This window comes from Acinetobacter sp. YH01018 (assembly GCF_013420295.1).
Taxonomy (GTDB): Bacteria; Pseudomonadota; Gammaproteobacteria; order Pseudomonadales; family Moraxellaceae; genus Acinetobacter.
Genome location: NZ_VOYL01000043.1, coordinates 1 through 26,200 on the forward strand (window position 1 = coordinate 1; position 26,200 = coordinate 26,200).

At 41.0% G+C, this 26,200-nt stretch carries 36 protein-coding genes and 1 pseudogene; 2 read left to right on the top strand and 35 right to left on the bottom strand.

Annotated features, from left to right (window positions below; genetic code table 11):
• Both FTT83_RS12515 and FTT83_RS12520 read right to left on the bottom strand, forming a co-directional pair.
• Nucleotides 1-109 (bottom strand): annotated as a pseudogene (locus FTT83_RS12515) (adenylosuccinate lyase); the annotation flags it as partial.
• A gap of 98 nt (nucleotides 110-207) precedes the next feature.
• A complete protein-coding gene (locus FTT83_RS12520; RefSeq protein ID WP_180044596.1) occupies nucleotides 208-1,533 on the bottom strand; it encodes an integrase arm-type DNA-binding domain-containing protein in 1,326 nt (441 codons plus the stop codon).
• Nucleotides 1,534-2,102: 569 nt separating this feature from the next.
• Between FTT83_RS12520 and FTT83_RS12525 the strand changes: the two genes are divergently transcribed.
• Nucleotides 2,103-2,555: a hypothetical protein gene (locus FTT83_RS12525; RefSeq protein WP_180176703.1), complete on the top strand. Its 453-nt coding sequence runs from the start codon at nucleotides 2,103-2,105 to the stop codon at nucleotides 2,553-2,555.
• 223 nt (nucleotides 2,556-2,778) lie between these two features.
• Nucleotides 2,779-2,967 (top strand): hypothetical protein, encoded by a 189-nt coding sequence (locus FTT83_RS12530; protein WP_180176702.1) that lies wholly within the window; start codon nucleotides 2,779-2,781, stop codon nucleotides 2,965-2,967.
• Nucleotides 2,968-3,161: 194 nt separating this feature from the next.
• Here FTT83_RS12530 and FTT83_RS12535 read toward each other — a convergent pair whose 3' ends face one another.
• From FTT83_RS12535 to FTT83_RS12695, 33 genes are all read right to left on the bottom strand, one after another.
• Complete coding sequence (locus FTT83_RS12535) at nucleotides 3,162-3,581, bottom strand: hypothetical protein (RefSeq protein WP_180176701.1); 420 nt, start codon at nucleotides 3,579-3,581, stop codon at nucleotides 3,162-3,164.
• Nucleotides 3,581-4,084: a lysozyme gene (locus tag FTT83_RS12540; protein WP_180176700.1), complete on the bottom strand. Its 504-nt coding sequence runs from the start codon at nucleotides 4,082-4,084 to the stop codon at nucleotides 3,581-3,583. The genes FTT83_RS12535 and FTT83_RS12540 overlap by 1 nt, the downstream gene beginning before the upstream one ends.
• On the bottom strand, nucleotides 4,071-4,325 hold the full coding sequence (locus FTT83_RS12545; protein ID WP_180176699.1) for a holin: 255 nt from the start codon (nucleotides 4,323-4,325) through the stop codon (nucleotides 4,071-4,073). Before FTT83_RS12545 ends, FTT83_RS12540 begins: the two co-directional genes overlap by 14 nt.
• Nucleotides 4,326-4,370: 45 nt before the next feature.
• Complete coding sequence (locus FTT83_RS12550; RefSeq protein WP_180176698.1) at nucleotides 4,371-5,033, bottom strand: leucine-rich repeat domain-containing protein; 663 nt, start codon at nucleotides 5,031-5,033, stop codon at nucleotides 4,371-4,373.
• The gene (locus tag FTT83_RS12555; protein WP_180176697.1) at nucleotides 5,033-7,963 is read right to left on the bottom strand and encodes a hypothetical protein; all 2,931 of its coding nucleotides are present in this window, start codon (nucleotides 7,961-7,963) and stop codon (nucleotides 5,033-5,035) included. The genes FTT83_RS12550 and FTT83_RS12555 overlap by 1 nt, the downstream gene beginning before the upstream one ends.
• Nucleotides 7,950-8,249, bottom strand: a complete 300-nt coding sequence (locus tag FTT83_RS12560) for a hypothetical protein (protein WP_180176671.1) — start codon at nucleotides 8,247-8,249, stop codon at nucleotides 7,950-7,952. The genes FTT83_RS12555 and FTT83_RS12560 overlap by 14 nt, the downstream gene beginning before the upstream one ends.
• A gap of 11 nt (nucleotides 8,250-8,260) precedes the next feature.
• Nucleotides 8,261-8,506, bottom strand: a complete 246-nt coding sequence (locus FTT83_RS12565; RefSeq protein WP_218951851.1) for a hypothetical protein — start codon at nucleotides 8,504-8,506, stop codon at nucleotides 8,261-8,263.
• A gap of 10 nt (nucleotides 8,507-8,516) precedes the next feature.
• A complete protein-coding gene (locus FTT83_RS12570; RefSeq protein WP_180176696.1) occupies nucleotides 8,517-9,437 on the bottom strand; it encodes a phage BR0599 family protein in 921 nt (306 codons plus the stop codon).
• A complete protein-coding gene (locus FTT83_RS12575) occupies nucleotides 9,437-10,651 on the bottom strand; it encodes a hypothetical protein (RefSeq protein ID WP_180176695.1) in 1,215 nt (404 codons plus the stop codon). Before FTT83_RS12575 ends, FTT83_RS12570 begins: the two co-directional genes overlap by 1 nt.
• 35 nt (nucleotides 10,652-10,686) lie before the next feature.
• Nucleotides 10,687-13,323, bottom strand: a complete 2,637-nt coding sequence (locus FTT83_RS12580; protein WP_180176694.1) for a phage tail tape measure protein — start codon at nucleotides 13,321-13,323, stop codon at nucleotides 10,687-10,689.
• Between the two features lie 76 nt (nucleotides 13,324-13,399).
• Entirely contained in the window at nucleotides 13,400-14,089 is a 690-nt protein-coding gene (locus FTT83_RS12585; RefSeq protein WP_180176693.1) for a zinc ribbon domain-containing protein, read from the bottom strand.
• Between the two features lie 82 nt (nucleotides 14,090-14,171).
• Nucleotides 14,172-14,654: a hypothetical protein gene (locus tag FTT83_RS12590; RefSeq protein WP_180189943.1), complete on the bottom strand. Its 483-nt coding sequence runs from the start codon at nucleotides 14,652-14,654 to the stop codon at nucleotides 14,172-14,174.
• A 13-nt stretch (nucleotides 14,655-14,667) separates the two neighbouring features.
• Nucleotides 14,668-14,958 carry a hypothetical protein gene (locus tag FTT83_RS12595; protein WP_180176691.1) on the bottom strand — a complete coding sequence of 97 codons (291 nt, stop codon included), beginning with the start codon at nucleotides 14,956-14,958 and terminating at the stop codon, nucleotides 14,668-14,670.
• A gap of 98 nt (nucleotides 14,959-15,056) precedes the next feature.
• Nucleotides 15,057-15,191: a hypothetical protein gene (locus tag FTT83_RS12600; protein ID WP_373456131.1), complete on the bottom strand. Its 135-nt coding sequence runs from the start codon at nucleotides 15,189-15,191 to the stop codon at nucleotides 15,057-15,059.
• 92 nt (nucleotides 15,192-15,283) lie between these two features.
• Nucleotides 15,284-15,721, bottom strand: coding sequence for a hypothetical protein (locus FTT83_RS12605; protein WP_180176690.1), 438 nt, complete (start codon nucleotides 15,719-15,721; stop codon nucleotides 15,284-15,286).
• Nucleotides 15,721-16,200, bottom strand: a complete 480-nt coding sequence (locus tag FTT83_RS12610; RefSeq protein WP_180176689.1) for a phage tail tube protein — start codon at nucleotides 16,198-16,200, stop codon at nucleotides 15,721-15,723. Before FTT83_RS12610 ends, FTT83_RS12605 begins: the two co-directional genes overlap by 1 nt.
• Nucleotides 16,201-16,268: 68 nt before the next feature.
• Nucleotides 16,269-16,643, bottom strand: a complete 375-nt coding sequence (locus FTT83_RS12615; RefSeq protein WP_180176688.1) for a DUF3168 domain-containing protein — start codon at nucleotides 16,641-16,643, stop codon at nucleotides 16,269-16,271.
• Nucleotides 16,640-17,152: an HK97-gp10 family putative phage morphogenesis protein gene (locus FTT83_RS12620; RefSeq protein WP_180176687.1), complete on the bottom strand. Its 513-nt coding sequence runs from the start codon at nucleotides 17,150-17,152 to the stop codon at nucleotides 16,640-16,642. The genes FTT83_RS12615 and FTT83_RS12620 overlap by 4 nt, the downstream gene beginning before the upstream one ends.
• Nucleotides 17,137-17,499, bottom strand: a complete 363-nt coding sequence (locus FTT83_RS12625) for a phage head closure protein (RefSeq protein WP_180176686.1) — start codon at nucleotides 17,497-17,499, stop codon at nucleotides 17,137-17,139. Before FTT83_RS12625 ends, FTT83_RS12620 begins: the two co-directional genes overlap by 16 nt.
• Complete coding sequence (locus FTT83_RS12630; RefSeq protein WP_180176685.1) at nucleotides 17,496-17,813, bottom strand: head-tail connector protein; 318 nt, start codon at nucleotides 17,811-17,813, stop codon at nucleotides 17,496-17,498. Before FTT83_RS12630 ends, FTT83_RS12625 begins: the two co-directional genes overlap by 4 nt.
• Nucleotides 17,764-17,985 (bottom strand): hypothetical protein, encoded by a 222-nt coding sequence (locus FTT83_RS12635; RefSeq protein ID WP_180176684.1) that lies wholly within the window; start codon nucleotides 17,983-17,985, stop codon nucleotides 17,764-17,766. The genes FTT83_RS12630 and FTT83_RS12635 overlap by 50 nt, the downstream gene beginning before the upstream one ends.
• Nucleotides 17,986-18,040: 55 nt before the next feature.
• On the bottom strand, nucleotides 18,041-19,237 hold the full coding sequence (locus FTT83_RS12640) for a phage major capsid protein (protein WP_180176683.1): 1,197 nt from the start codon (nucleotides 19,235-19,237) through the stop codon (nucleotides 18,041-18,043).
• A 6-nt stretch (nucleotides 19,238-19,243) separates the two neighbouring features.
• On the bottom strand, nucleotides 19,244-19,909 hold the full coding sequence (locus FTT83_RS12645; RefSeq protein ID WP_180176682.1) for an HK97 family phage prohead protease: 666 nt from the start codon (nucleotides 19,907-19,909) through the stop codon (nucleotides 19,244-19,246).
• Nucleotides 19,887-21,113: a phage portal protein gene (locus tag FTT83_RS12650; RefSeq protein WP_180176681.1), complete on the bottom strand. Its 1,227-nt coding sequence runs from the start codon at nucleotides 21,111-21,113 to the stop codon at nucleotides 19,887-19,889. Before FTT83_RS12650 ends, FTT83_RS12645 begins: the two co-directional genes overlap by 23 nt.
• Complete coding sequence (locus FTT83_RS12655) at nucleotides 21,113-22,834, bottom strand: terminase large subunit (protein ID WP_180176680.1); 1,722 nt, start codon at nucleotides 22,832-22,834, stop codon at nucleotides 21,113-21,115. Before FTT83_RS12655 ends, FTT83_RS12650 begins: the two co-directional genes overlap by 1 nt.
• Before the next feature lie 12 nt (nucleotides 22,835-22,846).
• A complete protein-coding gene (locus FTT83_RS12660; protein ID WP_180176679.1) occupies nucleotides 22,847-23,293 on the bottom strand; it encodes a phage terminase small subunit P27 family in 447 nt (148 codons plus the stop codon).
• A 101-nt stretch (nucleotides 23,294-23,394) separates the two neighbouring features.
• Entirely contained in the window at nucleotides 23,395-23,697 is a 303-nt protein-coding gene (locus tag FTT83_RS12665; protein WP_180176678.1) for a hypothetical protein, read from the bottom strand.
• Nucleotides 23,690-24,049, bottom strand: coding sequence for an HNH endonuclease (locus FTT83_RS12670; RefSeq protein ID WP_180176677.1), 360 nt, complete (start codon nucleotides 24,047-24,049; stop codon nucleotides 23,690-23,692). The genes FTT83_RS12665 and FTT83_RS12670 overlap by 8 nt, the downstream gene beginning before the upstream one ends.
• A gap of 2 nt (nucleotides 24,050-24,051) precedes the next feature.
• Entirely contained in the window at nucleotides 24,052-24,441 is a 390-nt protein-coding gene (locus tag FTT83_RS12675) for a hypothetical protein (RefSeq protein WP_180176676.1), read from the bottom strand.
• Nucleotides 24,442-24,443: 2 nt separating this feature from the next.
• Nucleotides 24,444-24,644 carry a hypothetical protein gene (locus FTT83_RS12680; protein ID WP_180176675.1) on the bottom strand — a complete coding sequence of 67 codons (201 nt, stop codon included), beginning with the start codon at nucleotides 24,642-24,644 and terminating at the stop codon, nucleotides 24,444-24,446.
• A 45-nt stretch (nucleotides 24,645-24,689) separates the two neighbouring features.
• On the bottom strand, nucleotides 24,690-24,917 hold the full coding sequence (locus tag FTT83_RS12685; protein WP_180176674.1) for a hypothetical protein: 228 nt from the start codon (nucleotides 24,915-24,917) through the stop codon (nucleotides 24,690-24,692).
• A gap of 1 nt (nucleotide 24,918) precedes the next feature.
• Entirely contained in the window at nucleotides 24,919-25,116 is a 198-nt protein-coding gene (locus FTT83_RS12690; RefSeq protein WP_180176673.1) for a hypothetical protein, read from the bottom strand.
• Nucleotides 25,103-25,294: a hypothetical protein gene (locus FTT83_RS12695; RefSeq protein WP_180176672.1), complete on the bottom strand. Its 192-nt coding sequence runs from the start codon at nucleotides 25,292-25,294 to the stop codon at nucleotides 25,103-25,105. The genes FTT83_RS12690 and FTT83_RS12695 overlap by 14 nt, the downstream gene beginning before the upstream one ends.
• Nucleotides 25,295-26,200: the final 906 nt, after the last annotated feature.

Here is a 26,200-nt window from a genome sequence, read left to right on the forward strand (position 1 = left end):
GCGCAATAGCCGTGATCGCAGCCCAATTCGATGGATAATCTTTTTCGGATTCAATCAATAATTGAACCGCTCTATCTCTGATTTCAGGGGTATATTTTACTTTTTTCATCGGGACATTCTCTCAGAATATTGAGTCTCCGACAAACCCGGTACGGTTCAGAGTTTCTAGGGAAATATATTAAAATGCAGATTGAGCGATAAGGTTTATCACTTAGCCAGTTTTACGTATTTAAAATTAATCACATCATTGCTTAAAAGCTGCTGCGTGAAGTCATAAGGACTTATAAAGTTGTTCTGATTTGCTTCCAGGTAGTCACTCCACCAATTCAGCATAGCTTTTCGTTCTTCCATGTATTCAGCTTGGTGCGTATATGCTAAACGTACCTGGTCACGTTCTTGGTGGCTCATTTGCTTCTCTACTGCTTCTTTTTGAAATAGAGTGCTTTGCACCAATGCAGAACAAGCCATACCCCTAAAGCCATGCCCGCATATCTCATTATCAGTGTCATACCCTAAACGGCGCAAAGTATTATTAATTGTAGTTTCACTGATGAAGCCTTGAGGGTCGCCGTTTTTGGGAAAGACATTTTTAGTCATGTGGCTGTAGATATAAATCTCATTAAGAATAGAAATGACTTGAGGCGATAAAGGTATCAGATGCTCAGTTTTCATTTTGGCACCACGATTAGAATACTTCTGCCCTTCTATTAATTCCCGCTCTGGTGGTATGGTCCATATCCCCTTTTTAAGATCGAACTCAGTCCAACGAGCAAAACGTACTTCACTAGAACGCGCAAAAGTATGTAAAGTAAACGCCGTGCATAATCTTGTTAATGGATAACCAGTATCACTGTTTAATCGCTGTAATAGTTCAGGCAGTCGCTCAAGTGGCAACTGCGGATAGTGTTTTGCCTTATTGGTCTTAACAAATACATCCTTTAAAAAATAGGATGGGTTTTCTTCTAATAAACCTCTTGAGATTGCATAAGCAAAGATGGCACTAAATCTCTGTCTTGTTTTCTTAAGTACCTCTGTAAATCCTTTTTCCTCAATTGACCGCAAAACCATAACCAAATCTTTAGGCTTCACTTCATCAACAGACTTCTCTCCAATCAAAGGGAATACATACTCTTCTAAATTTCTTAATGCTTTGTTTGCTGTATCGGGTATCCATCTGCCTGTATTGCTGTATTCCTTGTGCCAGTCCCGGGCTATGGCTTCAAAACTAAATGAGTTGTCCTTTTTATACTTTTGGATTTCTTCATATTCGATTGGATCTGTACCCTGTGCCAATAACTTTTCATATTCGCGGCGTTTATCCCTTGCTGACTTTAGGCTTAGTGCTGGAAAGTTGCCCAATGTCATCAATCCATCTTTACCATTGGCTTTTTTATATTTATATCGCCATACCTTAGTGCCACTTTTTCTGACAAATAGAATTAAGCCCTGTCCATCGTATAAAGAATAGTCTTTATCTTGTGGCTTGGCGCTTGTGCATTTGGAATCTGAGAGCGGTGTTATGTGCTTGGCCATAGTCAGAATAAGGATACAAAAGTGGATAGAATCGAATATATCCTCATATATATCCTTATAACTTGCAACTATATCCTTATTTATTTTGTTATATTCTGCTATATTTTTATTATAAAGCCTTATATTTAAAGGCTTTCAGAATATATTTTTGTATGTTTAGCTATTGATTTGGTGCGCTCAGCGTGCATAAGAATTATAGTTTAAATAATTGTTTTGATTATATTTATTTTTACACTTTAAAATATGTACTACTAAATGTACCACTAAAAGAAAAAGTGCCTTGGGTTATAGTCCTCTTTTCGTAAATTATACCATCAAAGCATAATCTATACGCCTATATTGTCGGAAAGAATAAAAATGAAAACATGGGAATACTCTCACATTGAACACTGCATGAAATTTGCTGAGTCATGGAACAAAAAAGCAGGCTGGGCTGTCTGGCATAGTTGTTTTGATTGTGAGCACGGGTGTGAGTTTGTAGTTTTGAGTTTGATTAGAAGTTAAAATTTTATATCAAGCTTCCGACTAAGTTAAAATAAGTTGTCTTGGATGAGCTGGATTAATGATAGGTGAAATCAGTGATAATAAAAATTGTGACCACCTGCATAATTTGGTTGTTCACTCTACCCTTTTTTTATATAGCATTAATTGGGATGGGACCTCATCACAATATTGATAGGCTCTTTGAGTATCTAAGCCATTCACCTACTTTACTCACCCTCACAGCTGTCCAATTTCTTGAAGTGATTCTATTTCCACTTTCTGTCTTGATTGCCATAGTTATTTTATTCGCAATGAATATTGGTTGGTTAATGAATAAAAAAAATCATCCATATCTTGTTTATTTCGGTTCATTTTTTGGAATAGTCAATTCAATATTTGCTCTTGCTGTTTCCTTGTGGTTTGGTTTTGGTTTGCTTTTAATTCCCAGTATTTGGTTTGCCTATTACCTGGTACGTTGGCATTTGAGATCCGAGCCAATACCCACGGATACTTTGATTAAATATAAGACTAACTTATAAAATCCCTCATTTGAGGGATTTTAATACCAATACAAATCCCTAATCTTTACTGATATGTCTTCAGTACTGATGTCAATATATTTTTTATTAGACATAATACCTACTCTAAATAATACAAATACCAAGTTTTAGGGATATTTAAATTAAATTTATTCTTATTAAATCAAATAGCTATTGAATAGTTGAATTTTCTAATTTTTATTTTATTTTTTAAGGCAATATTATGTTCGGTTTAAAACGCAATTTTCTCGCAATCTTAATAACACTATCTCCCTTTGCATGTGTTTCAGCATTAGCAATGCCGATTATCGCAACCCTAGATTTTCCAGCTGAATCCAAAAACATAAAGACTGAAAATTCAAAAAACAGTGATGAATTCAAAAAAACTGATGTTGAAAACAAGTCTAAATAATAAAAAGGAAGGCATCTCATATTAATTGAAATACCTTCCTAGAATTTCACTTGAGGGCTTTCCCAATCTTAATCCATGCATCATTTCGCATTGCACACTGATTATATTTATCCACGGTATCCACACCCCAAAGCATCCAATCTTTACCGGTTTTTCCTTGAAGCTCTTGAAGCTGTGGACATGGCTGCATCAAGTTAGCTGGTACTTCGACTTTTGATAAGCGAGTTGATGGACTGCATGCCGTCATCGTCAGTGCACTCATTAAAATAAATGGGACGCTCAACAATTTTATCGACATACTTAGTGACTGTTTCAACTTTAACTTTGTATTTTGCTTTTTCAGTTTCATAGTCTGAGCTCAATTGATTAATAGTATTTTGTCTTTGCGCTAAAGCTTCACGATATGCTTCGACATCTTTTTCTGCTTGCTCTTTGTATTTCGCATGAATCTTGTCTTTATCTGATTCACACTTAAGTTCTGCATTTTCAAGATTTGTTTTTAGGTGTTTGACACGCCATGTCTGCACACCAAAGCCAATAAGTGCAAGCAATAAAAAAGCTGTCAGAAAAATAATGACGGCTTCGTAAAATTTGGCTAAGAATGTTTTTAACATTACTGCGCCCCCATACATTTTTGATAACGATCAACTTGCCGCTTCCAAACCCCATAACAACCATTGGATCGGACTGAGCAATCACGTTTAGCCACATATTTCCACTTCAACAGTGACTGGCAAGCCTGGATGTATTTGCCCTGCTTTAGATTGCGGAGCATGGATGAGTTGTTCCAATTGGCCTGACCGAAGTTGTATGTGAAGTCTAAATAGGTGTCATATTCAATTTGAGACAATTTAACTCCCTGCAGAGATTTACGGAAAACAATTTCATCCTTTGACACATGAGTCTTTGCCCACTCCTGAGCTGTCTTGCGCGTAATGGCTGGATCAGTCATTTTAATTGGCTGGCCGTTAGGTTTGACTGTTGAGCCGATGCCCTGGGTAACTACTCCCCCACCATCTTTATAGGGCTTTGCTGAGTATCCTTCTCGAATTTCTAAAGACGTAAAAAAAGCAGCCGAAGCTGCTAATAATGCGACTGAGATTTTAGTCTTTGACATTGCATTCACCGTTTAGTTTTCGCTTTGTGAGCTCGTGAATTTCTTTTTCGCGTTGATTCCGCTGCCATGAAAAGTACACATTGATGAGCAAGCCAAGTACCGCAACCCCGATACCAATCCACCCCATCCAATCGATACCCATAAAAAAACCGGCGAAACTTGCCGCACCCCCGGTTACTGTTGCTTTTGATCCTAAAGCTGCTGCAGATGTTTCCGCTACTGCTGCGGTGGTTTCAGACATTTCGCCCCCTAAATTTTTGGCAATAAAAAAGCACCCGGAGGTGCGTTAAATAGCTTGGATTCTTGCTGCGAAGGCCGACCAATTTGGAGCGGCTTGATACGCTGCTACGGATTCGGCAGGAACTTTAAAGATACAGGTTGATTTTAAATTTGCAAAAGTATTTGACTGAATTGTTGGCGGGATCAATGCTAAACAAACAATTTCGAGGCAGGTAGACCAATTAGAAAAAGCATTTATACCAATGGACGTAACGCCCTCAGGTATCACTAAACTAGTTGTTTTACTCCACCCTGAAAAAGCGTTGTTACCTATCATTTTTAATGAAGCCGGCAAAATCAGACTATTAGCTGATATCCATCCAAAAAAAGAAAAATTTAGCACAGATGTAACGCCCTCAGGTATCACTAAACTCGTTGCTTTACTGTAGATATTAGATTCTGCTGCGTAACAATAGAACGCATAGCTTCCAATGCTTCCCGCAATTTGAGAAATTGTTATACCCCCAATATTGTTGGGGAAGTCCACAAGGGTTCCGCTAAACTGAATAACTCCACCACCTACTGCCTCGCTTGGCGCATATAGCTCAATTGACTTTATTGCACCATCTTTCTCGGCTGTGACAGTAATTTTTTCGCCGCTCGTGTACGCAGACGAAAAAGGGACTATGAAGTCCCCATTTTCATCCGCCACGCCTGTGTATGTTGCCATTATTCCTCTACCTCAATTGTAATTATTGATCCAGCTGAAGCTTTACCTTTAATGTTTGAACCATCAAATCGCATATTTGCAGATAATGAAGTGTCAACATTAACGATAATATTTGCCTCTGCTAAAGTATTTCCAGATACATTATTACTCGTTGTATTTGCTGATAGAATCAAGCTCACAGCTTCCGCAAAGAATGAGTGCTTAAATTTTTGGTATGAATCATAACCATCCCGCATAGACCAAAGTTTTAATGTATGCGGTTTATTTGGCTTTAATACAGATGCAAGAATTGTCGCGGTATTTGCTGCAATATTTGACTGAGAATCTAGAACCACATTTTCAGAAATCAACTCATAAGCATATGTGACACCACTTTCTACAGTTACATCTCCATCATACCAGCCAATAATCTCACCACCTGTTTGCTGCGCCCGGTTGCGATGTGCCCAGGTCAAAACAATGTTATTTGTTACGATTAATGTTTCTGGAAAATAAGTATCGTTAAATTTCACATTCGCTGGCAGGTACGGCCTGATTGCGCGAGCTTTCATTTCAATTGGAATTGAACCTTTTTGCTCAAGAACGCCGGACGGTGTTGTTGTCAGCGCAGAAACTAAAACTTCTTCACCGGAAATATATTCAGTTTGATCATAAGAAACATCATTTCCGCAGAAGTACAGTTTTGTGCCTTCTCCCCATCCTTGTGGTTGAGTGTCTAGAGCACCACGTTTAACTGAAACAATGCCAGTAGATGGATCAATACTTTGAAAAACCATCCATTCACCAGGAGTCCCCAACCAATCCCGGCCACATTTAATTAACGTCCCAGCCGGTACGTTAGCAATCCTTTTCCAGTTCTTCACTGTAAAACTTAATGAAGTTTCTGAGATGATCTGGTCTAGATCAGTAGTTGCTGAATACTGAATTGATCCGGCACGTACCCACTCATCACCGTTATTTGTCATCATGACTGCATAAAGTGAATTCTCCTGGGGTTTTTCAGCAACAGTACCTACTAGACCAAAATTACTTTCGTATGCCAGTTCTTCATCAGCTTTACGCTGACCCAGTGCCATAACAGCTAAATAATAAGGCAGCTCAAATGGTTCATATTGACATGCTTGAGGCGGCAATGGTTTATCAATACCAGCATCAGCAACAATCGTTGTATTCATCATTCCAGTTGATGGAACGACTTCAACCCACTCAATAGAAACCTCATTAGAGGTTGGGCCGCCAAGTCTTATGTTCATAATCCGAACCAATATAGGTTCAGCCCAACGCTTAGACCAAGGTAGTTTGATTAAGTCATAGCGATTCCATTTCCGCGCTTCACGCCATCCTGTCGTAAATGAGCCTTTTAAAACACCGGTTGAAAGTATTTTAAGTTTCCAGTTCGCAACAATTTCAGCATTGCGCATATTCATGAAATATGGGAAATCCAAAGTTTCAGCATTAACTCGGCCGAGCGTCTGAATCAATCCGCTTTCAGAAATTGAAAAGGATGAATTTTTAATATTATCTCGGTCGTAGTAATTCACATTGACCTGATTCACAACTTCATCAGCATTGGTAATTTCATACTGCATGCTGCCTTTTTTGATCTTATTTTCAGTGATGGTGTGAATCTCATCTTCTTCAAACCAATCATCACGAAACAAGACCATTTCATAAAGACCAGTTTGACGATTCACACGAATACCAGACTCAATGTGATAACAAAGCTCATTAATTGCATCGATACATGATTTTTCAGTAATTGACCACGATATACCCAAACCCTCATCATATATTCTATCCGCAGCTTTAATAAAGTTTGCATCATTAACATCGGATTCAGGCTTACCCATTGCCGTATCATCTGTCAAAATTTCTCGGATTTTATGAATCGGATTTATATCTTGGTTTTCGTCCAGATATAAGGTGCTAAATGGTTTTTTTACTAATCTAAAATAGCTATTAAGTATCTGCCCCTCAAACCCATCCAAAGCCCTGCTTACTGTTAATCTTATTGCAATACTTTCGCCACCGATTGCTCGAACAACCACACGATATATTCCATTTCGACTTATACTTCCGCGCTCATCTGTTGTTTCAATGGTTTGGTCATCAATTGATACGATATTACCTTGTGTTACCTCGATCTCCGGCTTATCAGTGGATTTCATTTCAACATCAATTATTAGTTCGACAAGACCCATCGTATCCGGATGAATGTCGATTTCTCGCTTATAATAGTAGTAAGGGCCATGACCGTAAGATGGGCTTCTTGAATAATGATCAGTAGTACGATAATAATTGGGGATCAAGCTATCTGAGTTTGGATCATATTGATAAACCACTTTAACTTCGCGCTCATTTATGATTTCATTTTCAATGCCTGGCCGAGTAAAAGTATCCGTGTTTTTCACCTTAAATGAGAAATTAAAATCCTTTCCTTCAATATCCCTAGAACTTATTGATTTTGTGCCTATCTCACAAACAACCGCCCCATCCCCACGCACTTCATACCATTGTCTGCGACCATCATTTCTTATTCTTGTTCGCTTTGGCCAAAGCAGCATTTCTTTCATGTAGCCTGAGTTGCCGACGTAAAAATCAGGAAAAGCCAAGTAGGACTGAAAAGGATATGCGGAAGCTTGAAGCCCTTTCGATTCCATATATTCTTTATAAAAAGACACCACTTCTTGACTGCTTGTGCCATATCTTGCGTGAATTTGGCCTGCTACTCCACCTTCGTTTTCTCCATATAAAGTTGCTTTCTCTATAACCCCCACACTTAAAGGATTGCCCGAGTCATCAATTAATGGTGTCTGCCATCCGCGCTTATCAAAGTTAATCCCCAGCATCTTTTCAATTGGGTTGCCGATAAAAAGCAGAAAAAATGAGAAATATTGATAACCAATCGTCTGTTTGCTACTTCCGCCCATTACTCACCCCAATCCATTTTTTCAATACCATCACACAGTCAATAAAAACAAGTGCTTCAATTTCACTGTCAGCATTTACAACAGCATCAACCGCGCACACTATTAAGTTCAAAAGAAAGTCACAGCGCAGCATGTTAATAACTTGCTGTACCATTGCATCATTAGATTTTTCGACGATTTCCAAGTCGATGCCGTTTGCTAAAAAATCCTGCCAATCCCAACCTTGAGACAAAAAAAATGCTCGCGATCCGCGAGCACACATTTTTGCTTTTCGAATATCAGACATGTAAATTTTCATTACTTACCGCCCTTGCTTTTAATTGCTGCTGTGCGCTGCCCCCATAGATGGGTAATATTTCCATACATGTGTGGACTGCCGGCAATGTCACTAAATGAAGTGCCTTCATCTGCAATCGTTCCGTCCAACTGGTTTGCATTTTGGCGGTTTTTCTTCTGCATTTTTCGCATTTGCACATAGGTGTAGACTGCGGTCGCAATTACCACAGCCCACATTGCATAGATAACCCATGGCGCAATAACCATAAATCCACCTTTATTTAATTAATTGATTCATTACCGGATTTTCACTCGGCATGTATGGATGCCCAGCAAAACGAGCAGCGTTTTTAAATTTTTCATGGCAGGTTTTTAGGGACTGATCACACCCGGGTGCCAGCTGAATTACATCACCAACTTTCACGCCAACATGCTCACGGTACAAAGTGACCGTATTTGCTGTATTACCAACAACAAACGTAGAAACGCCGAGTTTTTTAAACAGCCCCCGGTTGAGATAACCTGCAGCATAGGTTTTGGTTTCCATGACCGGATCACCATTTATATAGGTTGGCTGTCCATTTCCGTCTAAGACTGGTTGCCCCAGCTCATCTAGAACAGGCACCTGCTCAAAGACCAGATTGCCTTCAGCATCCTTCACCTGTGTTGGATTTACCGTAAATGTGATTGTCAGACCACTGATTGCTGTCACAGTCACATCGAATGCCCATTCTTCAAATTTCAGCCCACACCAGCGGTCATAAATTGAATTCGGACAGGTCTTTTGGAATTTGCGTGTCAGGATGGTCCGGTTTAAATAGGACTCACCGGTTGAGCAAACCAAAGTCATTGTGTCAGCAGAATCATCAAACTTGGGCTGAGTCACACGGCCCATAAACAAAACCAGTGTTTCATTCTGCTCAAGTTCCAGTACAGTTAAATACACCGACTCAAAATAAATCCTATTCAGGAAGATGCTTGTAAAGTCGTCATCGTCATCATTTTTAAGCGGGTAAGGTTGTGGGAAAATTACCTCAATTTCACACTTATCGATGTCTGCATCTTCAATGGCATCCCGGTCTAAACCACGCACTTTCTTATAGGTGATGCCGTTATGTACAACATCTTTACGGTGATTGGTGAAGTACCAAGCCTTATCCCCATGCTTGAATTGGTAAAGCTCTACACGAATATCCATTAGCTTTCTAACTCCAAAATGGGGGTGGTTGCTTGTGAAATGCCGGCACCCAAAAATTGAAACTCAATCTGGTCAGCATCGAAGCGGTAAAGGCCCATGTAACAGATGGTTTGAACATCATTTCGATGTGCATTGATTGCTGGTGAAACCGTTAATGAACCACCCGTTCGTGCCGTGATTTCATGCGCTGTCCAGCTGCCATCCTTGCGCTTAACTGCGATGTAATTCCGGCCAGCTTCAATCAGGTATTTGGTATTGGTGCTTAAGCTGGTGGTGATATTGCCAGTGTTTAAAATATTCAGATGTTGCTCATATAGCGGCAACCAGAACGGACGATAACGGCCACCACGACGAAACAGGAATCGTCTAAATTCCTGAAACTCATCCCAACTTCTAACCAGTGATTTAAATGGTTTGGACTGCTTTACCTTGGTGTGATGGGTAAATGACTGAAAGCCACCAACGCTGTTATCCACCACATTTTGATGCTGACTCATGGTGATTTCGATAGAGTCACCATCGAGTAGCAACGGTTTAAAATAAATATCATTGCCTTTGTACTGGTCTGGCATATCGCCTGGATGCTCTGGCAAGTCTTCAGCCAGTACACGAAAGACCATGGAAGCATTGGACCAGAAGCCACCGGCATTGATTGAAGCATCACCATCAATAATGCAGATCCGCAATGGCATCATCACCGCATTGGTTGCCGTGATATTTGCTGCCAATCGAAAGCCATCCTGGTATTCAGTAATGAGTGGTTGAGTCACTTCATCGGTTTCCGGGTCCCGGATTTCTTCCTGGATGATGATGTGTCTACCACGTTCAATAATCTCAACAACCTGACCACCTTCACTACTCTCAATAAAAGCAAAACCGACTCTAAGGTCGGCTATGGTGCTGGTTGTATCGAGAATGATGTAATCATCATTCACCATATCAGGAATGACTCGCTTGATCTGTCGCAGCGGAATACCCCACTGTTTTCGCAGATTGGCAGACAGCATGTGAAACATATCGCCCATGGCTTTACGCATCTGAGTGTAGTTAAAACTTAGGATTTGTCTAGGCGTATCACGTAGCGGATATCTCTCTTCACTTCCATCATCCGCTTCATGAACTTCAGTCATCCATTCCAGACGCTCGGTTGAACTCAATAGAGGGCAATTTGTTAATACGTGGACTTCGCCAAATTGTTCAGTTTGTATTTTCATTTTGTCCTCATAAAAGAAAACCCACCGAAGTGGGCTTATGCAATTCCTAATTCCCTGCGATTCTGCTTAAAGAACTTCACAAAGGCTTTCTTGCCATCAGAGCCAAATAAATAATCTCCGAGTTTTTCACGCTCATCAACAATGACGAAGTTTGGATTCAAGTTGACTTGAGGTTGTCCAGTATTCGACTGCACCTGATCCATAGCCTTTTTAACTTCTGGATTTTGGCTTGGGTTTAAAACCTTTGGTGCATCCATAACCAAACCGCCATCAGCAAAACCATTACGAATAGAATCGCGCAATGCGTAAAAACCTGACGGGCCACCCAGTGCAGCAATTTCCTCTTGTGTTAAAACACCTTCACCTTTATGGACAATACCGGCAGGTTCATATTTTCCACCGTAACCAGTGAAACCACCATCGGCATAACCAACCCCTTTAATACTTGCGGCTTGTGCAACCTGTAAGGCAGCAGCAGCAGCACCAACAGCTGGGGCGATATATGGACCAATATATGGGGTTCCTACTACAGCATCATAAGCTTTCGAGTATGCCGCTGGAATATTTAACATCGCTTGGGCAACCGCAAAAGCCTTTTGAGCAGCAAACAGCACCGCATAGGTTTTAGAGTTTTCATCTACAAGACTTGCGAAACCACCGATCATCCCTTCCATATAGCTGGCGGTTGATAATGCCTGTAATTTTAATTTGTCTTGTTGATACTTTTCCTCATTTATAAGGTCGAGCTTACGCATTTTATCCAGTACTTCGTACTGCTTAATGAGTGGCGATTCCTCATACCCCATTACATCGCGGTAATCTGCAATAGCCTGGTCGCTCTCTCCAGCCTGTTCAGTGCTCTGTTGGTAGTTTGCTTGCTGGATTAATGCATCCTTCATCTCAGGTGAATAAGATGGAGTGTTAAGAATTTCTTCACGAACTAAAGCATAGTATTCCTGTGCGTACTCACCTGCACTCATCCAAAGTTGTTTGGTTTGAAGAAGTTCTTTAGCTTGAGATATTTCTAGAGTTCTCTTTTGATATGCATATTGTTCATCAAGAGCCTGTTTACGCAACTTCAACTCATTTTCATTTAGACCTCTTTGACCGTCTAATCGCAATTTATTGATATTGAGTTCTGTTTTAAGCTTCTCTTCTTCAGTTGCTTTATGCTCATTTAGCTCAGAATCAAGCTCAGCGATATAGGCTTTCTTGCGCGCATCTGCTTGCATTCTTGCTACAGCCGCATAGCGATCTTTTGCCTCAGGCTTCAAAGAAGCTGACTGGATTTCATCTAGATCCTTTCGTAAATCTTCCGCGATTCGTAATTGCTCATCACCATATTCATAGATTAATCGTTTACCTAACTCAACAGATCGATTGTATTCACGTAGCGCCTTAGCAGCATCACTATTTGCTTTACTATTTTTAGCAGCAGACTTAGAAGCCTCGTTCTGCTTCTTGATCCACTCATCAGATCCTTTTGTTACGCCCGCTTGACTACCTTGGATTTTAGCCATTGCCGACACAGATTGATTGACAGCATTGCTGTAAATTCTACCGATTGAACTGGCGACATCATCAGCAACCTTTGCATTGTCCTTGGCCGCCATAGCAACACCACTATTAGGTGCTTTAGCCATTGTCACACCAAAGATTGCTGTTTTAGCAAACTTAACACCTGGTAATTTATCTGCCCAGGTGCCTTTTTCAGCCGCAAGATCTACAGTTTTCTTTGCATTGACAGCATCAAATGCCAATCCTGCAATCGCATTCGATAGCATCTTAACAACTGCGTAAACACCCATGCCAGTTGCAGCAACCCCCTTAAATACCTCCCCAAGGGTTTCGCCTGCATCAGACATTAAGTTTGTTTCAGTTGCGGCATTAGACATACCATCACCGACTGATACCAGTGCGGGCATTAACCCCTGGATGAATTTGTTTTTTGCACCATCAACCTGTAAGCCCAGCAATTCCATCTGCACTTTAAGCTCATTGGCTTTAGCGATAGCTGATTCATCCATAATCACGCCAGCGCGTTCAGCAGCATCAGCCCAATATTCAAAACCTTTACCACCATCCCTTAAAAGCGGAATTAGGTTTGTAGTGTCTGAAGCCATGCTTTCCAAATAGAAAGACATTTGCTGTTGAGTGGCGCCAGCTTCTTCTAATTTATCAACGTACAGCTGTAGCGCTTTTGGACCAGAAAGATTTTGCATTTCAAGTGCTAATTTTCTCGCACCTTCCGCAGACCCCTCAGTTTTAATTGCAATTTGTTCAAAGAAATCGACTGCACCACCTGAACCAATTGTGATGAACTCACCCAATTTTTCATTAAAATCTTTTAATTGGTCTGCAAGTTGTTCTTGGCTAATACCCATTGTTTTGGCACCTACAGCCATTCTTTGAAATTCTTGGGTAGTGGTATTTGAGATTGACGCAAAAATCTGTAATTCACGGGCTGCATTGGCGTACTCATTCGCCATTGCAAAAACACCCGCCCCAACAGCAGCAGCCCCCGCCACTGCGACAGCACCGTAATTATTAACATGATTTCGCATGTTGTCGAAGCTAAGTTTGGTTTGCTTTTCTGCGTCTTTAATTGGTCCAGTAAAATTACCGATCTTTGCAACTAGATCTAATGTTAATGTTCCAAGCTTGGTACTCATACAAAACCTCAGGCAATAAAAAAGCACCCGATTGGGCGCTTCACTGTTTTGATTAAATTGCTTTTAAATTTTTATGTCATAGACTCCAATTTAAGCCGCTGACATCAAAAGTAAATTGCTTCTTTCCCTCTTGGTAAAAAGGAACTTCTATTACCAGTTTTTTTGAATTTTTAAGACTATTAATAATTTTTGATTCCGTATTGTCATACATCACAAACAAAACATCAGATGCATGGTTATCAGGTTCAGCCATTGTTATGGATTGCACCGCACCTTTATCAAATTTAAATGCAGCTTCACACCCATCTATTCCGCACAGTATCTGTCCTTTTGATATTGTGACCATGACATCAGTTTCATTTCCCTTTTTTCTAAGGGTTAAAATCAGCTTCGAACCACCGTCATATGGAAAATCAAAATTTACGGTATTCTCACTAACGATAGTTGCAAATTTGGTTTCCACACCCCTCATTTCATCCTTCGTGGTGTTATATTCCCATTTATCTTTTTGTTGCTCTACCTGTTGTGCTGGCTCTTCTGTTTTAACTATCTCATTTGATTCTATAGGTTTTGATTCTTGGGTTTGCTCGGAATTACTTTTGGTTGTTTCTTCAGCGCACATTCCTATGCCAGCCAAAATAATAAGCACTAATCCAATCCATGCCAGCACACTGGTTTTTTTTGGTTGCTTCGCCCCACATTTAGGGCAACTTTCAGCTTTATCACTTACTGGTCCACCACATTCTTTACACGGATTTATAGCCATACCCCACCCCAAATTTATAATTTAGAACAAGATACTAATTTACCGAACAAAAAGAAACCTCCCGAAGGAGGTTGTTAAATGCTTATAGATATTCTGCAATTTGATACTGAATAGTTTTATAGTTCAAAACATCATATCCTTTTTGTTCAGCATATCCACTCAACTTCCAATCATCAGTTAAAAGAACATATCCATTGCTTAGGGCTTCTAGCAAACCTATATCACTTACACCAAATTTTAAATATCCATCATGATTAGTAATAGTTTTTATCAATTCATGTACTTCCTCAAATTTATCACTCGAAGTAATACCCTTCAGCACTAAGAATGTTTTTGCTTCTAATTCATTATACATTCCATGTATTGCTAAATTGCTTGTCTCGGCTAAAATATGTGGTGTTGCTACCAATTTGGAACTTGTATCTAAGATACCAACTAGTAATTTAAAATCATCTTCTGAATAAATTCTCAATTTTTTATGCGTACTTATTAACTTAGTATCAACTAAACCAACTACCAATAAAATCAAGAGGTTTGTATCTAACAAAACCCCTTTCTTTTGCATCTTTCTAATTAATCTATCCATTTTTATGAATTTTTATCGACTCAACTTGGCCTGTATTTTTATTGATAATAACTTTCTTATATGATCGAGTATTAGAGTTTAATGCTGCTGCTATTGCCATAAGTCCTAATGTACTTGAAACATCATTAGATGGATCAGCTTGATGAAGATAACTCAAGGTAATAACCCAATCTCTAGAGTCATCCAACTCCACCTCTTCAAGTCGAATAGATTTTGGTTTTTCTGCAGCGAAAATTCTTAACAGCTCCGCTTTTGCAACTTCTATTGCCTCTTGAATATCCATAAGAATTCTTCTTAATTTATCATAGAGCATATTTAACAATAATTTGATTCTAATATCAAAAAATCATTTAGATCATATGTGACTAAAAAGAAACCAAGCTAACCTGATTTCTTTTTAAGGTCTTTCATTCTTTGTTCTTCAAAAGTCAATTCTGGAGCCTCTTCATGAGGCATAAAACTATAAGCATCGACTTCTGCATCGCTTCCGACTTTAAACTGCGTGTAATGTGCCATCAAGTTACCGAAACCCTGCTCGATACGCCGACCAACAAAAAGAGATCCTCTCTTTTGTCGAAAGGCTTTCCATATTTGGAGTTCGGCATTGCTTAGGTTTCTTCTTGCTTCTGCGATGGTTCGCCCACCGATTCCGCAGCTGACGAGTTCACAGTAGAATTCTGACTCTTCATCGAGATCCAGTACTTTCCCGTGAAATTAATAACCTGATCAGCAGCCAAATACATTGCGACCTTCATCTCGTCAGACACTTGGCCTGTACTTTTTAAATCAGGAAAAAACGGTTTATCTTTCCCTTCAAAGACAGTTTGTACCAACATTGCATCACGGTATTGACTGATGGTGTATTTTTCGTCTTTTTTTAGCTTCAAAATATCTGTGATATTTGCAACCTCATCTGAGGACAGGACTTTAATATAAATCTCGCCTTCAAATGGGTTGCCATCTACACCGCGAAACTTAATAGTTTTTTCAACTAGGCTACCAATCCCGACTGCTTTTTTTGCTTTCTCTAAAGTCAATTTAGCCATTATGGAGTCACCTTAAATTCTTCAGTTACTTCGGTTTGTCGCTTCATAGGAATTGTGTGATTCACCATTGCATCAACGGCGAACACTGGTGAGCCTTTGCGAAGAATTGCTTCAAAGTGTGACCATGTGCGAGTGGTAGGCAATGTGATATCGCTGCCCGTTAATGTTGGCTCCGCAATACCATCCGACCAACCAACATAGACCATTACTTTTTCTTTATTGGCAGCAAGCTCCAACAAAGTCATATGTGATAAGTTTTTAGGATCAGTATCGATTTGAATTGAGCCTTCACCTGGTGTACTAAGTCCAAATTCAGAAGTTTTGGTACTAGTTTCTTCCAGGCATGTTGTATCAATTTCACTGGCGCTATCATCACCCAGAGCCAAAGCCTTAATACAACCCATCTTTGTTAATGTTGGAACAGTACCGTGGACAATCCATACCGCTGTGCCGTTTGATAAAACGCCTTTTTTCGCCATGAGTAGCTACTCCTCAATTTTTAGGCATAAAAAAAGCACCCAGTTGGGTGCTATGTGGAAAATTCTGTTTATCGATCTACAAACCAGTTTGAATCAAAACCGGTTCGATAAAGCTTTGTCTCAGGCTCTCGCTCATTGCCGCGCAAACTTGTCACCGTGCATGAGTTATCAACCTCAAGCGCCTTTCGTGCCGCCTCTTTTATTAAAGAAAGCTGCGTAGGATTTGTAGTGTAAATATCAATTTGAATTGTGATGTGATCAGTATTGGCCGGGCAATCCAAATGGTTCTGAGGAATCCCGGAAATATCCTGCCAAACTAAATACGGCTTCTGCGGTGCATCTGGTGCCAGGCCAAACTCATAAGCTCGCAACTTATTGCCAGTTTGCAGAAAGGTCTTAACCTCATCACTGGCATTGAGCAATTTAAATATAGGTACTGTCATTTGACCTCGCTTAATGCTTTCGTGATTTCAGCATCGAATACTTGAACAAACTTGGTTGTGGCTTCATCAATGTTTTGAGATAAAGCTGGACGCATGAATGGCTGTGCTCTTGTTTTAACTGTGCCAAACTCAACCAGCCACCAACTACGGGTGTCATTTGGAATATAGGTATAGTAAGGACTATCCATTCGAACAGTTCTACCATCCGACTTTCTAAACATCCCCTTATTCATTCGCCAAAATTCAGATCCACCACGCACACCTACACGGAGCTTAACTTCATTCGAATTTCGGCTTTTACCACCTTGCGTTACAATATTTTTCCAAATCCTAGATGATGTTTCAGGATCATCAATCGCTTTGGCATTTGTACGTGCTGCATCACGAACAAGATTCATGGCTTGTCGACCTGCTTTACGTGCAATTTGTTTAACTTTTTTAGGATTTGAAAGCTGCTCTATCTTCCGCTTGAACTGATCCATGCCTTCAATATTTAGTTCGACTGCCATGATGATTCGCCATTTGAGAGGTTCAAAGTAAGCCATTCCAAACCGCTTTCATTATCTGGAATAGGATCACCGTCAATTTTCCAATACTTGCTACGGAATAACACGCGCATCGTTGAATTAATCTGACTTGCTGTTGAGCTGTATCGAATGCGGCACCGCGCTGTCATTGTTGAATTAATGGCTTGGGCTTGAAGCTGATCTTTTGTAGATAAAGCCTCAAGTTTCCCCCAAACTTTGGTGAATTCAGCCCAGATGATAGGAACATGACCTGTGACCTGATCTTGCTCACCTTCAATTTCATGTTGAATGGTGATGCGGTGGGGTAATTTGCCTGCCTCTAAACTCATAAATTCACCCACCGATGTCTTTTCCATAGCCAGTCTGTGGCCATTGGTAATTCAGTGCCAGTACCGACCGTTTCCCGGTTTTTATACCAGTGACCAATTAAAAGGTATGCGCCCTGGATAATTGAGTCTGAAATATTAATTCCATTTAAAACATCTTCTGGAATGATCGAATCAGCAGCATAAAGTTTCCGATTGGTTGATTGCTCAAATGCATCAAAAGCAGCACTAATAAGAAATTTTAGAAGATCATCCTCTTCAGCATGATCAATTCTGAGATTCAGCTTCACCTGTTCCAGTGTCAGAAATTGGCTCATTTACTTTACCCTTTACTGGTTTTGGCTTAGTTTTAAGTGTTGCGACTTGCAAATGTTCAACTGCAACAACGGCAGTACGTTCAGAAACTTCATGTTCACCGGCAGCATAATCGACAACATGATTGCCATCCTCGGCAATACGAAACGACTCTTTTACTACAATAATTGGCATTTAGATCTCCAAAAAATAAGGCCCTATTGTGGACCTTATTCAGTAAGCAGATTAATTATGCAGACAAGGTTAAAACCTTAATCGCATTAGAGTCAGTCAGCATGCCGCCAACACGTTTCGTGGTATAGAAACCAACGTATGGTTTATTAGTAAACGGGTCACGTAAAACGCGAGTACCCATGCGGTCTACGATGGTATAGCCACGCTTGAAGTCACCGAACAGGATAGCGTTTGCATCTGCTACTGCATCCGGCATATCTTCGTTTTCTTCAATGCCATGGCCAAGCAAAGTGGATGGCTGGCCTTGTTGCAAGCCCGGCTGCCATAAGTAATTACCATCGTTATCTTTCAGCTTACGCGCTTTAGCTACGGTCAAACCGTTCATCATGAAGTAAGCATTTTGACGATAACCGCGTTTAAGCGAGTAAATCAGGTCAATTAGGTTATCACCGGCAAATGTACCCGCTGCACCAGACTTGATGTTTTGCAGCTGACCAAATGCACGAACGTCATCGCCAGTAAGAGCCATAGTGGCAGCCAAAATACCTTTCGGTTTGTTGGTACCATCACCAGATAGGAAAGCTGCACCTTCTTTTTCGGCAAATTCACGGGCAATCTCTTCAGACAACCATTGCTCTACATTGAAGAACACATCATCCAGTGAAGTTTGTGTTGCCTGTGGGTTCGCGTAAATCTCTCCCATAGTTGCAGCGATCTGTGCCAATGTTGGTGTGCCAGTCGCCGGACGTGCACTCGTCTCACCTACCCAGCCTGAACCAGCACCACCTAAGCTAACCAATTTTTTATAGTCAGATGTACCGATAGTAATTGAATTACACACACGGCGCATTGGGCTTTCATCTTTCAGGATTTCAAGCAGCGTACGATCCAATTCTTCAGGAACTGCATAACCACCATCCGCCTCAACAGCTACTTGAACTGCCTTTTGCTGAAGATCAGCAAGGCCATCATCCACACCCTTACGCACAAATTGCATGAATGCTTTTTTATGTGCTTCGATATCACCCTTTGGTGCACCTGGGCGTTTTGCTGACTTCAATTCTTTTTCAAGATCAGCTTTCAATTGGTCAATTTCACCAAGTTTTTCATTTAACTGGTTGGTTTTTTCTTCAAGCTTGTTCTTTTCAGCTTTAATAGCTTCAAGTTCTTTATCATTTGATTTTTTAAAATCTTCAAATGCGCCTTTTAACTCTTTGGCAACTTCGCCAATATCTTTTTCATCAATAGCCATGAATATTTAGCCTCTTAAAAATGTTGTTAATTCTTTCAATGATTGCAGTGCTTCGTTTTGGCTTTCAGCATCTCGCTGAGAATCAATCGCACCATAGCCTTTAGACATAAATGCCTTGGCCTGTGATCGTGAGAACCCAACATCTCGCAGGGCACGTTCAACTTTCGTTGGTGAAGGAGTTTCACCCTTCTGTAGCATCGATTTCACATCTGAAATACGCGCTTCATCATTTGCAGGCATTGTCACCAAGGACACTTCCCACAAATCAATTTCTTTAAGTAAATAGACTCCTTTAGCAGAGTCATATTCCCAATCCTTGAGGATGTAGCCGATAGATAACCCCCCCAGGCTTCCGGCTTTTGCATGGGCATAAGCACGTTTTGCCAGTGGATCATCATCAATCAGCAAACGGCCTTTCACGTAAAGACCGTGCTCATCCTCTTTCATTTCGGTATAGATGCCAATTGGCTCTGACATCTTGTGCTGCCAGAGCAATGAAGGTAGCCGTCCTTTTTCAGCCCATAAAGAAAGGGACTTTTGAAAAGCCCCTTGAACTACCACATCCGAATAACTATCTTCAACACCAAATACCGAACCATAGCCCTCAAACTCCCCCGTTTCAGATAAAGATTTAATCTTTAATGGGATATCAAGACGCTGCTTTGTTTGCATCACTTTCACCTTCAGGATTTGTTGTCATATTCATTGGTGTCAAATAGATGTCACCACCTTCTCGTGGGTTTAAATCTTCCAGTTCGCGGCAGTCATTTGGACTTAAAATTCCCCACTGAATACCCTTTCCATAAGATTCATAACGACCCTTTAAGTCACCGCGAAGCAGTGCACCGGCATTAAATTTGGCGTAATAACTTTTGCGGTCCTGCTCATTAAGCAAACCCACCCGAATCCGCGACTCAATCCTGGTCATATATGGCACAAGTGAGTAGTTCACAAAGCTCATGCCCATGTGTTCAATATTGTTGAGCGTCATTTTTTCCATATTGGCCACCAAATGCGGTGGCACCCGGAACAATCCGCAAATTTCAGTCGCTTGGTATTGTCTGGTCTGCAGAAATTGAGAATCTTCTAGATTTAATGCCGTCGGCTTCCATTTCAGCCCCTGCTCCAGAATCATTGGCTTATAAGTGTTTGCAAGACCAGTATGATTCTCAGTAAATTCTGTTTTCAGTCGATTAAATGCTTCATCTGTTAATGATTCATCGGTTTCCAGAACACCGGAGGTCACAGCACCGTTTTTAAACAGCTTAGAACCATGGTCCTCGGTATCCAATCCAAGTCCGATGCACTTTCTGGCATAGGCAATCGGGTTTAAGCCGTTAAGGCCATCCAGAGTGAATAGCCGTACATGCCAGATTTCATCCTGAGATAAGATCCGGGTACCGCCATTTTTGAAATTGACGTGATACTCCACAGTCCAGTCATCATTCAGCTTTGGTGTAACTGCGCCAGGATCAATTGGAAGTAACTCGACAACCTGCCCTAAAGCGTAAACTTTGTATGCGTAAAAGTTTCCACGTAGACATAAGCACACCATGAGCAGCTCCCAAAACTCCTGAGCTGTCATGTAGTCATTTGGAGCAACATATAGCAGGTCATGCACCCGATGACTTTCTGCTGGTAACTTGTTACGCCCATCCTTTTTATACAAACGACATGGCAACATTCCCATAGATTCAGACAGGACCCGAACACAGGTAAATACCGTAGTGAGTTGCATGGCCGTTAATGGCGTTACAGTCCTGGTGCCTGTAACATACTCAGTCCCAAAGATTCTTGCCAAATCATCGGGACTAGAAATAATTTGGGGGGCAGACTTGAAACCAAGCAGCTCCCCAATTTTTGTTTTTAAGCTCATTACAATTTCCTAATCCCGTGTTTTTCCAAATGACTCGAAAGGTTTTCCTCTTCAGGATTGCTATTGAGAGTAAGGACCCGATTAATACCCATCAGCAAACATACGGCACCATCAATTTTGAAAGCATTCTTCTGTTTGCGTGGATAATCGTTATTGTTGGCATCTGGTTTGCTGATCACGTTGCCAACCATCCAGGATAAAATCTGGTTTCCATCATGGTGAAAACGACCGGCAGCAATTGCCGCTACCAGCTCTTTCATGGGCGGGCTAAAGTTTTTGGTGTTCTTAGCGATCTCAACAACTTCAAGACCATTATCACCAAGCGTTTTAGCAATCTGACGACCGCCCCAGTTATCGAATGGCACCTCTTTCAAATTCACTTTTTTTGAATCTGCAATCAAATCCGAAGCCACCAAATCAAGATCCGTTTCAGCACCGTCATGTACCTCAAGCAATCCCTGATTCATCCACTTCTGGTATCGATCAATTACCACCTTTTCCTCACCGTCATATACAGTTTCAGAAGGAAGATAGAATTGTGGACGCACACAGTAGTAATGGATTTTGCCGTCAATTATTCTGTAGAACAGATTAATCCGGGCACAGATATCAATCTTGGATGCCAGATCCAGTGGCATGAAGCATTCATCATCTGCAAAGTCTTCCAGCTGCAGTGACTTATCAGCACATTTGTGCCACTTCTCCATATTGAAATAAGCAGATCGAGCTGATACCCAGATATTTAAATGCTTTGTTTTAAATGTATTCTGGCGTGCCGGGTTATTAATGGCTTTTCGTTGCTGCGATTCTAGATAGTCACCATAAACAGATACATCAAAATTCGGGTTTGCTTTTTGCAGAACCTTAGGATCAGTCCAGTCATCACCTTCATCAATTGTCCAGATAAAGCCAAACAGCTCATCATCAGGCACAGTACCAAGCAACATATCCTGGACACGCAATCGCATGTCATGGCACGGGCCATCAATATTGAATCCTGCTGTGGTGATCACAAACATGAGCGGTTGACGTCGTGCACCCATACCGGTCTGCATCGTGTCATACAATGCATTCGTCTGGTGCTCATGGTATTCATCAACAATTGCGCAATGCGGTGACTGGCCATCTGGCGGATCACCAACAATGGTCTCAAAGATTGAGCCATCATCTGGGATTTCCAAACTACCAGCATTGATCAGGATGCCAGCTGCTTCGATAAACTCAGGTGAACGTACCGCCATCAGTCGAGCAGGCTTAAATACTTCCCATGCCTGCTTCTCTGTTGTTGCACCGGCATAAACTTCTGAACCGAACTCACCATCATTGGCGAACATATTCAGGGCCACACCTGCAGCAATTGCCGACTTTCCGTTTTTACGCGGAATCTCCCAATACGATTCACGGAACCGGCGGAAGCCATCTTTTTTACGGACCCAACCGAATGTGCAGGCAATACCAAATTTCTGCCAGGGCTCCAGCGTAATTTTGAGTCGCTTTAAGGCCCATTCACCTTTTGTATGCGGCAATAATTCAATGAATGCGATCTTCTTTTCTGCTAATTTCGCATCAAATTTGTATGGAAAATCTTTATTTTTACTGTTTTTTAGGTCGTTTAAATGGCGCTCACAAGCCAATTTGACCCATTTGCATGCAGGAATTTTGTCTGTTATGACCTGCTTCGCCCACTTATTCGCAATGTCTACGTTTGGGAAAGCTGTCATATCTACCCCACATTACATATTCAGCACCTCAGAAAATGGATTGTTTTTGGGCTTGCCATTATTGCCCATCAAACGAGCCCGTGAAGCTGGATCAAGTCCTAACATTGCCCCAAATGAAGCCAGTTGTTTTGATGCTTCATTCACGGCAGTTAGTGCTGGATTTTTTATTCGGCCAGTTTCGGTCTGGATGGTAACCCCATATAAAACAACTTCATGCTGTGCTTCGCGCAGGTTGTGGTAGGCCATGCAAAACATTTCGATGTTGTGCAAATCCGTGACTTTTAGAATTTTCCGTTTGAGCAATTCAGGAACTATGGACTTCCACATGACAACGGCATTACTCATATGCTCCATGTATTCCGGCACATCAATATCAAATACATTTTCAAAATCAGTATCACCAGTAGCTTTAACCTTGGGTTTGCGACCTGCACCCGCTACCGCATTTACTCCACCCATGTCAACACCCTGAATTTTTAATTTCGCTCACGTAAAAATGTGACTAAGGGGGCGGTCATTTAAGAGCAGGGCTCTGAACTTTTCCATACCCCCCTCCCCATTTAAAAGCTTGTAGGCTGAGCAACGGCGCGAACTAAATACATCAAACCAGTTTGAAAGTCTGTCTTTGCCATAGCAGCGAAGCGCTCTGGTGTTGCAGCATCAAGGCGACGATCCTCCTCTACATCTAACACCTGCATATTTGCATCACATCGACAGTTATATCGTTGGGTCGCAATGTGCTTTTGAACCTTTTCAATCACGGCTTGAACTTGCGGGCCAATAGCTTTGACTTCATTCATCAAATCAATTTCAGCCTGCGATAAATCTCGATAGCCTTTGATCTTCTTGTGTTGATTATCCATTTTGTTTTCCTTCATTTGCTGTCTTCTCTCTATGGCACGGCGTGCACAATGATTGAAGATTATCTGGTTCGTCTGTTCCGCCGTGTGCTTTAGCCTTGATGTGATCGACATCTGTAGCCTCAGCTATTCGGCCTTTTGATTTGCATGCAACACAAAGATATTGATCACGCTTCAAGATGCGTTCACGCAGCTTACGCCATGTGTGGCCATAACCACGTTCAGTTGTGGAGCCTGATCGATCTACACGACGAGTCCAGCCACTGCGCTTTGATACATGCTCATCACAGTAGCCCTTCTGACTACGCGACTTAACTAAGTTGGGGCAACCCCATTCACGGCATGGTCGACTCATAATCATTCCAGCTTAATTGGTGGAGTTTGTATTTCCGGTGGAATAGCTTTCTTCTCATCCTGAGTAGTTTCAACATATTTACCTAAATAGGCATATTCAGCCTGAAGCAGTTCAACCTGCTTACGAATGGCTTCTTTTCGCTGTGATGCTTGCTCAGACTTAACAAGTTTGATATTTGCTAATACAGCTTCAATTGTTTGCTGATCAACAAAATCCGGGCGCATCTCAAGACTTAATGACCAGAGCTTTGAATCGGTATCGCCACGAAGCGTAATTGATTGAATACCTGTTAGGTACTGGCCATTGCTCAGCTTCACTTTGGTACCCTGGCACACACCACCATTAGGAACCTCAATGCCCACGACCTTTAATATTTCATCTTTGTTATTCATATCTAATCATCCAAATATCCAGAGCGTTTAGGCTCATCATCATCTTCAGTCAATTGAATCAGTAGTTCATTGATCTGTGCGTTCTGCTCGTTGTTGATCTGAATCAGTTGATTGTTCTGTTTTATCAGCTGGTTGTTCTGTTCGATCAGCTGAACCAGTAAGTCGTTCGATACACAACCGCATTCTTTCTTTTGATCGTTCATATTGTTTTCTTACCCATTCACGCCTTGCTTCACACGATGCACATGTCATGACGTTTGCTCATGTTGTTTAATGAATTCCCTAAGATCATTCAGTCGGTAATAAGTGTTTGGATTGCTGTGGCCAACAAAGAACTTATCCGTGCAATATCCATGAATACCACCAAAGCTATCTGTCCATTCATCCACGTAATAGATAGCCTCTTCATGAGCATTGGCCACAATATCTTTGATTTTTTCTAGGCCAACTTTCTCAGCAAACTTACTCACATTCATCTTAGTCACCCACAGTCACTATGATTTCATTCAGCAAATGATCATTAGGGCGATCCAATGTAGATATATCCACAAATGCCAATTCAATATCTTTAATCGCTAAGCCTGTCTCAGCCTTAAACAATCGTTTGCGGTTGGTTATATCTCGATGCATGTCACGCTTAAACGCATCCAGTCTTGCTTGATCATCCACGTTCACGGCGCTCACCTCGTTGAAGTGATTCTTCAATGTTATTGATTAGTTTGTTCTGCTTTTTAATGAGCGTTGTAATTGTATTTAGCTCATCGAAGTTTAGGTCTTGTGGATGAACCTGCTGCAATGCCGTAACATTGGTTTTATACCGGTTAAGGTTTCGCTGTGCTTCGATCACATCCATAAGACACCACCAAATAAGAAAAGAAAAACCCCGCCAATAATGCATATTTAGCGGGGTCTTATATGCCGTAATACGTCCGGCAAGTCGGAGAAATCATTCAGGCTTTGTTTTACCACACTTACGACATTCGACTTCTGCAAATATGTCAGATTCATAATCGAATGCATGAAGGCAGAATAACTTGCGAAGAAATCGGAGCATTTGTTTCTCCTGAATCTGGGTAACTAAATGTGTGCTTATAGCTAAAAATAACTAAGTTATAGCTAGAAATAACTAGGTCCGACATTTGTAGTTTTAATGATTAACGATCTTTACAGAATGGATTGCTTACAGCACTACAAGAGCCTTTCCCACCCTTGATAAATCCTGCACTTGCTGCCAATGGCAAAGCTAAAACCAAAATCAATGCGATATATTTCATGAATTAAACCTGATTATAATCTGGGTGGCGGTAATTAATCTCAAACCACTACGAATAAGGGAACCGCCATAGGTGCCCTGATATTGCTTACACATGACATTTCTCAGGGCATTAAAAGGGCATGGCAAATTGCCACACCCTTGCCTTAGATTACGATATTGACCAGCTCGGCAACTGATCTACCGCTACTCACAATCACACATACCTAACATGCACGGTCTGCTTCACTTGCTTTCAATCACTTTAAGTTTGGGTTGTCACACCCACGCTAGGTTTTTACTCAAAGGCATGTTCTGCTAAGCGACACCAAAGCAGGCTGAACCACCACAGTTCAATATACTCACCCCATTGGTTAGGTGTAAGCGTCCGCTGAACCCCACTTTTCTTATTTTCTCAATATCCCGATAGTGTCCATTATTTATTAAATGGACATTATGTTTATGGCCTTAGACACTTTTATAGACACTGAACAAACGACAGAAAGA